The 2520-nt window shown below is 65.8% G+C and carries 1 protein-coding gene; it reads left to right on the top strand.

All coding sequences use genetic code 11. The features are described from left to right. Positions 1–300: 300 nt before the first annotated feature. On the top strand, positions 301–2442 hold the full coding sequence (locus V6M39_RS07250; RefSeq protein ID WP_332643121.1) for an MMPL family transporter: 2142 nt from the start codon (positions 301–303) through the stop codon (positions 2440–2442). The last annotated feature ends 78 nt before the right edge of the window (positions 2443–2520 follow it).

The following is a 2520-nucleotide window of genomic DNA, read 5'->3' as shown; positions in this document are numbered from 1 at the left end:
GTCGTACGTCAAGGAGCGGATCGCCGCGTTCAAGGAGTCCGGCGTGACGAACCTGTCGGTCTCCCCCGCTTCGGACGACCCCGCCGCGACCATCGCGCAGCTCAAGGAGTGGGTGGCCTGACCGGCAGGTTCCACGACACCCGAACGGCCCTCGAATGTCACATTCGAGGGCCGTTCGGTGTCTGGTGGGCAGCCGGACGGCAGAAAGTTCCCGCCCGGCGATGAATCCGGGGTGATCTCGGGGTCACCTAAGGAGAAATCCTGATGCCGTTGTCGGTCCCCACTGGAAGAGTTCTGCCCATGCACCGTCAGATCGCCGGAAAGCTCACCGGCCCCATCACGAAGTGGATCGTCCTCGTCGCGGTCGTCCTGATCGGGGGCAGCCTTGCCTCCTTCGCAGGCAAGCTCGTGGACGTCCAGAACAACGAGACCCAGTCCTGGCTCCCCGAGAGCGCCGAGTCGACCCGAGCCTTCGAGAAGCTCGACGCCTTCCAGGACGAGTACGACGTCGGCACGACCGTCGTCTACTACCGCGCGTCCAAACTCACCGAAGCCGACCTCGCCGCCATCGAGAAGCAAGCGACCGAGATCGCCAAGCTCGACGGCATCTCGCGGGTCCTGACTCCGGCGACCGCTGCGGCGGCCGGCGCACCGGGCCAGTTCGTCTCGACGGACGGGCAAGTCGCCAAGGTCGAGTTCACGGTCAACTACGGAGACAAGCTCTGGGAGGAGTTGCCCGGACTCAAGGAGAAGATCGACGACATCACCTCGCTGAGCGAGGGCGGTGAGGTCTACCTCGCCGGCGCCGGCGGTCAGAACGCCGACGCATCGACGATCTTCACCTCCTTCGACGGCAAGCTCCTGCTCGTCACGCTCGGCGTCGTGATCCTGATCCTGCTGGTCAGCTATCGCAGCCCGATGCTGTGGCTGCTCCCGATCCTGTCCGCGCTGGTATCGCTCGGCGCGTCGATGGGATTGCTGTACTTCCTCGCCAAGGACTTCGGCCTGACCGTCAACGGCCAGACGCAGTTCATCATGACCGTGCTGGTGATCGGCGCTGGCACTGACTACGCTCTGCTGCTCATCGCTCGTTACCGCGAGGAGTTGCGCCGCCACGAGAACCGGCACGAAGCGATGGCGTTCGCCCTGCACCGGGCGGCACCAGCCATCCTGGCGAGCGCGGCGACCGTCGCGATCGGCTTGATGTGCCTGACGTTCGCCGATCTCAACTCCACGGCCGGCATGGGCCCGGCCAACGCTGTCGCCATCGTCGTGACCGTGCTGGTGATGGTGACCCTGCTGCCAGCGCTGCTGGTGATCTTCGGCCGCTGGGTCTTCTGGCCCTTCGTCCCGCACTTCGGCTCGGAGGAGCCCACTGCCTCGGGCCTGTGGGCCAAGGTCGGCACTGCGATCACCCACCGCCCACGCATCGTCTGGATCGGTACGGCCGCGGCACTGGCGGTGCTCTGCCTCGGGTTCTTGCGCCTGGACACCGGCGGGATCCCCAGCGACGAGCAGTACACGACCGATCAGGATTCTGTCATCGGCCAGGGCATTCTCGTCGACCACGAACTGGTCGACGCGAGCACGCCCATCCAGGTCGTCGCCAATGCAGACAAGGCCGATGCGGTCGTCGCAGCGATCACGTCGGTGGACGGCATCGCGAAGCCCTTCGTGGTGGCCACCGAGGGGGGCACGTCCCTCATCGTCGCCGACCTGAAGAGCGACCCGTATTCCGAGGCGGCGTTCAGGTCCGTGGAGGACGTTCGGGATGCTGCGCATGGGGTTGCCGGGGCCAATGCCCTCACGACGGGCCTGAGTGCAGTGTCGCTCGACATCATGGATGCGTCCGACCGCGACAACAAGGTCATCATCCCGATCGTCCTGCTCGCGGTGCTCCTGATCCTGTTCGGCCTGCTGAGGTCGGTGGTGTCACCGGTTCTGCTCATCGGCACGGTGATCCTGTCGTTCGCGGCCGCCCTCGGACTGTCGGGGCTCGTGTTCGACTTCATCTACGGACGAGCACACACCGATCCCGGATTCCCTCTGTGGGCGTTCGTGTTCCTGGTCGCTCTGGGCATCGACTACAACATCTTCCTGATGACCCGGGTTCGCGAGGAGACGATCAACCACGGCACCCGGAAGGGTTCGCTGATCGCCCTGTCGTCGACCGGCGGCGTGATCACCTCGGCCGGCATCGTGCTGGCAGCGACGTTCGCGATGCTCGCGACCATGCCGCTGACCTTCACTCTGCAACTCGGCACGACGATTGCGCTCGGCGTGCTCCTCGACACGATGATCGTCCGTTCGGTGCTGGTCACAGCCCTCAACCTCGATCTTGGCGGGAAGATCTGGTGGCCGAGCAAGCTCGACCAGGCGAACGCCCCGCTCGACGCAGCGCCGCCGGCCGCCGAGCCGGACAAGGTCACAGCGGGCGTGTGACCCGTAGAGGTTTCGAGACGACCTCTGCTGCCTACGATGCTTCCGCGGGCCGAACCGACGGCCCGCGGAAGCACAGGG

Origin of the sequence: Aeromicrobium sp., from assembly GCF_036675695.1 — a bacterium.
Lineage (GTDB): Bacteria > Actinomycetota > Actinomycetes > Propionibacteriales > Nocardioidaceae > Aeromicrobium.
The sequence above is the reverse complement of the archived record's forward strand: the minus strand, read 5'-3'. Positions and strand labels throughout refer to the sequence as shown.